This is a genomic window from Nonomuraea sp. NPDC049784 (genome assembly GCF_040659615.1).
Classification (GTDB): domain Bacteria; phylum Actinomycetota; class Actinomycetes; order Streptosporangiales; family Streptosporangiaceae; genus Nonomuraea.
The window spans coordinates 1-5,749 of record NZ_JBFAMX010000640.1 but is presented as its reverse complement, the minus strand read 5'-3'; the positions used below and the strand labels follow the sequence as shown (position 1 = coordinate 5,749).

General features: G+C 69.4%; 6 protein-coding genes and 1 pseudogene. 3 read left to right on the top strand and 4 right to left on the bottom strand.

What is annotated here, in order from left to right:
* Together AB0J09_RS54390 and AB0J09_RS54385 are read left to right on the top strand one after the other, a co-directional pair.
* Positions 1-1,079, top strand: a pseudogene (locus AB0J09_RS54390) (hypothetical protein); the annotation flags it as partial.
* Between the two features lie 166 nt (positions 1,080-1,245).
* Positions 1,246-2,190, top strand: coding sequence for a hypothetical protein (locus tag AB0J09_RS54385; protein WP_360710116.1), 945 nt, complete (start codon positions 1,246-1,248; stop codon positions 2,188-2,190).
* A 129-nt stretch (positions 2,191-2,319) separates the two neighbouring features.
* Here the strand turns inward: AB0J09_RS54385 and AB0J09_RS54380 are convergent, their stop codons facing one another.
* From AB0J09_RS54380 to AB0J09_RS54370, 3 genes are all read right to left on the bottom strand, one after another.
* Positions 2,320-2,892: a hypothetical protein gene (locus AB0J09_RS54380; RefSeq protein WP_360710115.1), complete on the bottom strand. Its 573-nt coding sequence runs from the start codon at positions 2,890-2,892 to the stop codon at positions 2,320-2,322.
* Between the two features lie 66 nt (positions 2,893-2,958).
* The gene (locus tag AB0J09_RS54375; protein WP_360710113.1) at positions 2,959-3,456 is read right to left on the bottom strand and encodes a dihydrofolate reductase family protein; all 498 of its coding nucleotides are present in this window, start codon (positions 3,454-3,456) and stop codon (positions 2,959-2,961) included.
* Positions 3,453-3,617 carry a hypothetical protein gene (locus AB0J09_RS54370; RefSeq protein WP_360710111.1) on the bottom strand — a complete coding sequence of 55 codons (165 nt, stop codon included), beginning with the start codon at positions 3,615-3,617 and terminating at the stop codon, positions 3,453-3,455. Before AB0J09_RS54370 ends, AB0J09_RS54375 begins: the two co-directional genes overlap by 4 nt.
* A 117-nt stretch (positions 3,618-3,734) precedes the next feature.
* On the opposite strand from AB0J09_RS54370, the gene AB0J09_RS54365 reads away from it, so the two are divergent.
* On the top strand, positions 3,735-4,643 hold the full coding sequence (locus AB0J09_RS54365; RefSeq protein WP_360710110.1) for a LysR family transcriptional regulator: 909 nt from the start codon (positions 3,735-3,737) through the stop codon (positions 4,641-4,643).
* Between the two features lie 31 nt (positions 4,644-4,674).
* Here the strand turns inward: AB0J09_RS54365 and AB0J09_RS54360 are convergent.
* Positions 4,675-5,749 (bottom strand): sugar ABC transporter ATP-binding protein (locus AB0J09_RS54360; RefSeq protein WP_360710109.1); only part of this gene is annotated, 1,075 nt, incomplete at its 5' end.

Below are 5,749 nucleotides of genomic sequence, written 5' to 3'. Positions count from 1 at the left end.
GCCTGGCCGGCCACCGGGCCTTCCAGGCCGAGAACGTGGCCGCGCTCGCCTACCAGCACCAGCACGTGTCACCCCCGCTGGAGGACATCGACGAGCCGCTGCGCCCGCTGGTCGAACACGGTCTGGCCAAGGACCCGGCGGGGCGCCCCGAGTCGGCGGAGGCGTTCCTGACCGAGCTGGAGGACGTCGCCCTCGCCGCGTACGGGGAGGAATGGGATCAGCGCGGACGGGCCGGGCTCGGCGTCCTGGCCGTGCCGCTGGCCGCGCTGCTGCCGAGGGCGCAAACGGTTGCCGCGGAGAGCACCACCAGCGTGTTCAAGACGACGCTGGGGCCGGCGGGCAAGTTCGCGGTGACGGGCGGGCTGGTGCTGGCGACCGCGGCCGCGGTGACGTCGGCGTTCGTGATCTGGGCCGACTCCCCGGAGCCGGGGCCGGGCGTCGCGCTGCCGCCCGCCACGCCCTCCGCGGCGCGCACCCAGGTGCCCGCCTCGCCCACGTCGGCCGCGCCTACCTCTGCTCCGCCCACGTCGGCGGAGCCCACCCCGAGCGAGTCCATCACGGATACGCCGCCCGTCACGTACGCCGGTGAGCCGAGTGCGATCCCGACCGTTCCACCCGTGGTCCGACCGACTGGGAGGGGACCCCGCACCGAGCCCCCCGCGCCCACCCGTGAGCCGACCAACCGTCCGACGACCCGGCAGCCGACGCGCTCCAGCCAGCCGAGCACACGGCCGCCCACCAGCGAGCCCCCGGCTACCCGGCCACCGACGACCAGGCCGCCGGACACCGAACCGCCGACCACCCGCCCACCGGTCACCCAGCCGCCGACGACGAGGGCGCCTGATCCCGGCACGCCGCCTCCTACCAGGAAGAGGGAGCCGCTCATCTCCGTCTCCGTCAAGGTTTCGGTCAACGTGCCGATCCTCAGCGGCGAGGGCGACGGGCTGCTGGACGCCGACGTTGGCCTAGGCCTCGGATCGAGCCTTTTGGGGCTGGTGGTCGTACCCGGTTCGGTGCTGGTCGGACGGCAGATGGTGGTGCGAAGGGTACGGCGCCGGCGTGATACCGAAAAGTCGTAAGTTGTGTGCCGGGCGGCATGATCCTCTACTATCAGCTGTCGGATAGAGGGCGTCCCCCGGCCTGAATAAATGCTGACCGGAACCTGCCCTGCGGCTCGGGGTAAGGAGAAGTGTGGCGGTTGTGTCCCGTGCCGACCGACTACGCGGTCCAGTCCGCGCTCTCTCTGTGGCGACGCTCGGCGCGGCGCTCCTGATGGCGGGGGCTCCGGCGCAGGCCGAGCCCAAGCCCACGGTGAAGCAGCTCAAGAAGGAACTCTCCGCGCTCCAGAAGGAGTCGGACAAGCTCATCACCGAGTACTACAACAGCAGGATTGCCCAGCAAAAAGCTGACAAATCCGAAAAAGCGGCACGCGAGAAGCTGGCCACCGCCCAGGCCGTCTACGAACGCGAGTCCGCCGAGCTCAGAGCCATGGCCGTCAGCCAGTACATCGGCGGCGAACCCGGCCAGATCGGCCTCCTCGTCGGCAACCAGGACCCGACGTCCTTGCTCGGCCGCATGGCGCTCAACCAGCACCTCGTCGCGCTCCAGGACGCGCGGCTGCGCGGCTACGCCCAGGTCAGGAACGCCCACCAACAGGCCAAGGACGAGGCCGACGCCCGCGCCAAGGAGCTCACCCGGACGGTCGGCGACCTGGAGCAGCGTAAGAAGAAGGCCGAGAAGCAGATCGAGCGGATCAAGGACAAGATCGATCAGCTGTATTCGGCGCCGGGGGTGCGGCGGCCGGACGGCACGTGGGTGCCGCAGCTGCCCGGCGGGTCCGAGAACATCACGCCCAGGATGCGGCTGGTCAAGCAGCTCATCCAGGAGCGCTTCGACCCGCCGAACGGGATCGGGTGTTACCGGGCGATCCAGGACGGAGGCGAACATCCGCTGGGACGGGCCTGCGACTTCATGCTGAGCCGGGGCGGCGCGATGCCGTCCGCGGCGGAGGTCGAGCGCGGCAACCAGATCGCCGACTGGGCGATCAAGAACGCCAAGCGGTTCGGGATCATGTACATCATCTACCGGCAGCGGATCTGGCACGTCAGGACGGGCACCTGGCGCACCATGTCGGACCGGGGTGGCACGACGGCCAACCACTACGACCATCCGCACATCTCGGTCTACTAGCCCCAAGGCCGTTCCGTTGGTGATTTTGGGTCGTGGTCCAGGAGGCTCGCCGGGATGACCAGGCGCGAACCGGCCCGCCGCCACGACCGCGGTCCTGCCCGTCCACGGCGGCTACCGGTTACTGCGCACTCAGGGCATGTCCTCATGGCTGTCCCAGCCGGAGACGAACCAGCGGGTTTCGCCGGTGGCGGGGTCGTACGACCGCCGTCTGATCGTGCCGATGTTGCCGCCGTAGACGTGGATCCCGACAGTAGGTTCGCTGCCGACGGCTGCGACGGCATGGACATCGTCGTCGGTGGTGCAGCAGACGGTCACCTGCCCCGGCCCCCACCGTGTTTCGCCGGCCGGCGTCAGTGGCGCGCTCGCGGTGGACGCTGTCGGCTTGAGGTACCGGATCTCGAGTTCGACTCCCGCGTAGATGCCGACGACGCCCCACGTCTCGTGCGAATGCACGCTGGTCCGCTGACCCACGTCCCAGACCACGGACGCCATCGACCAGCTGTCGTCGGGAGCGATGTAGAGCGGATACGTCACGTGACGCACGGACGATGCTCGCGTGACCTCCGGCGGAAGCCGGTAACCGCCGGCCAGTAGAGCGGACAGCCGCTCGCCAACCCGCGCTGTGATCTCGTGTTCGTCGTCGGTGCTGCTCACCACGAGTCCCACGTCGTCGATGAACGTCTGCAGGCGATCAGGCTCCATGGTGCTCTCCTCCGCGCAGTGCCTTCAGCGCGGCGCTCCAGGCGATGACCTGGTCCAGCAGGTTGATCATGATGGAGCACCCGGCAAGATCCGGTACTTGAGGTGGGTGACGCCGGGCGCCTCGACGGCCCGGACCTGCTCGAGTCGCACATCCGCGTCCCCGAGGTTGTCGAGGAGGCGAGAACCGCCACCGAGCAACACCGGAACGACGTGCAGCTCGAGCTCGTCCAGCAGTCCCGCTGCCAGGTACTGCCGAGCGACGTGGCCGCCGCCCCACAGCATGACGTCCTTGCCGCCGGCGGCCTTCTTCGCCTGCTCGAGTGCGGACTCGATTCCGTCGGTGACGAAGTGGTACGTGGTCCCTCCCTCCATCTCCACCGGATCACGGGCGTGATGGGTGAGGACGAACACGTGGTAGTGGTAGGGCGGGTTGTCACCCCACCAGCCCGTCCACTGCTCGTCGCCCCAGGCGCCACCGCCGATGGGGCCGAACATGTTCCTGCCCATCACCCCGGCGCCGATGTTCTCGATCGACTCCTCGAATACCGGTGTGCTCGCGTTCACCTCGCCGCCTGCTCGCCGTGGGCTCGGCGAAAGGCGGCCAGCGGAGCTACCCAGTCGTGGAGCCGCTCGCCACCCTCGCCGAGCGGGTTCTCCTCGCTCTGGTTCGGGCCGGCGACGAAACCGTCCAGCGAGATCGAGATGTGACACCTGAGCTTGCTCATCGTGCCTCCTCAGTCGGTTCGGCGCCGCCGTCCGGCGCCCTCACCAGAGAGCATGGATGGATAGATAGATGACGTCTAATGCCAACTCTCCGAAGTTCTCATTGATATCTTTGATCGATGCTGAACCTGGTCCATCTCAAGGTTCTGGCCGCGGTGGCGCGACATGGGTCCGTGACCGAGGCAGCGAGGGAGCTGCACTACTCGCAGCCGTCGGTGAGTCATCACCTGTCTCGCTTGGAAGCGGCCACCGGTGTCAAGCTCGTCCAACGGGTGGGTCGTGGGATCCGACTGACCCCGGAAGGGCAACTGCTGGCCAACCGGGCCACCGAGATCGTGGGAAGGGTCGACGCGGCAACCCACGAGCTGGCAGCGCAGGTCGGTTTGCGGGCGGGGCGGGTTCGCCTGGCCGCCAACGCGTCGACGATGAGCACGCTCGTGCCCAAGGCGGCCGTCACGTTGGCCCAGGCGCACCCAGGACTCGAGCTGAGCCTGGTCGAACGTCACCCGGTCGAAGCGCTACAGATGCTGCGAGGCGGCCAGATCGACGTCGCACTCATCTTCCGGTACGCCGACGCCCCGGTCGAGGAAGAGGGATTTCGCCTCCTCCACATCGGAGACGACCCGATCTACCTCATAAGCCGGCGACCCGACGACAGCGTCGCGAACCATCGCCACTCCGCATGGATCGGCGGCTGCGAACGGTGCCAGGACGAGCTGATCGCGCTGTGCCGGCAAGAAGGCTTCACTCCACGCATCGCATCACTCAGCGACGACATGGTCGTCGTGCAAGCCCTCGTCGCCGCCGGCAAAGGCGTCACCACCCTGCCCGGACTCGCGTTACAAGCCCACCGCCGACCCGACATCCACACCACCGAACTCACCAGCCATACCCGCAGGCTCTACGCCGTCACCTACGGCGATCCACCCGACCCGCCCGCCACCATCGCGCTGATCCAAGCCATCCAAGACTCCGCCCGGCAGGTGGTCAGTCAGGCGAGCCTCCTCGACCACAGCCCAAATCACTGACTGAACGGCCTTGCCATCAGCCCCGGGCGGGTCAGTCCTTCGCCAGGGCGGCCAGCAGGCGGTCCTCCGTGACCTCCGGGCCGGTGAGCTGCTCGGTGATCGCCCCGTCCCGCAGCACGACCACGCTGTCGCAGTTCTCCACCAGCTCGCCCACGTCCGACGAGATCAGCAGGATCGCCAGCCCGTCCACCGCCAGCTCGTCCAGCAGCGCCTGCATCTCCAGCTTGGTGACCACGTCCACTCCGCGGGTCGGCTCGTCGAGCAGCAGCACCTTCGGGTGCATGGCCAGCCACCGCGCCAGCAGCACCTTCTGCTGGTTGCCGCCGGACAGCTCCCCGGCGGGCTGCCGGGGGGAGACGGCCTTGATGCCGAGCCGCTTCATGAACGTCGCCACGATGTTGTCCACCTGCGCGTCCGACACGATCCCCGCCCGCGACAGCCGGGGTAAGGCCGCCAGCGCGATGTTGTCGCGCACCGACAGCGTGGGCACGATGCCCTCGGTCTTCCTGTTCTCCGGCACCAGGCCGACCCCGGCGCGGATGGCGCTCCTGATCGACCACTTGCGGGAACGTGCCCCCGCCACCGTCACCTGGCCCGAGTCCACCGGCAGCACGCCCGCGATGGCCCGCGCCGTCTCGCTGCGCCCCGCGCCGAGCAGCCCGCCGAGGCCGATCACCTCGCCCGCCCGCATGGCGAGCGACACCCCGTCCAGCACGTGATGGCGGGTCAGGCCCTTGGCCTCCAGCACGGGCAGGTCGGCGGGCTCGGCCGGCTCGCCGGCCTGCGGGGCGGGCTCCACCGGATGGAACGGCCGCCCCAGCATGAGCGAGACCAGCCGTAAGCGGTCGAGTCCGGCCAGCGGGCCCGTGTGCACGACCCGCCCCTCGCGCAGCACCGTGACCCGGTCGCAGATCCCGTACAGCTCCTCCAGCCGGTGCGTGACGTAGACGACCGAGCGGCCCTCCTCGCGCAGCCGCCGCACCGCCCCGAACAGGGTCTCCAGCTCGGCGTGCTCCAGCGCCGACGTGGGCTCGTCCATGATGACCACGCGGGCGTCGGCGGAGGCGGCCCTGGCCAGCGCGACCAGCTGGCGCGCGCCCTCGCCG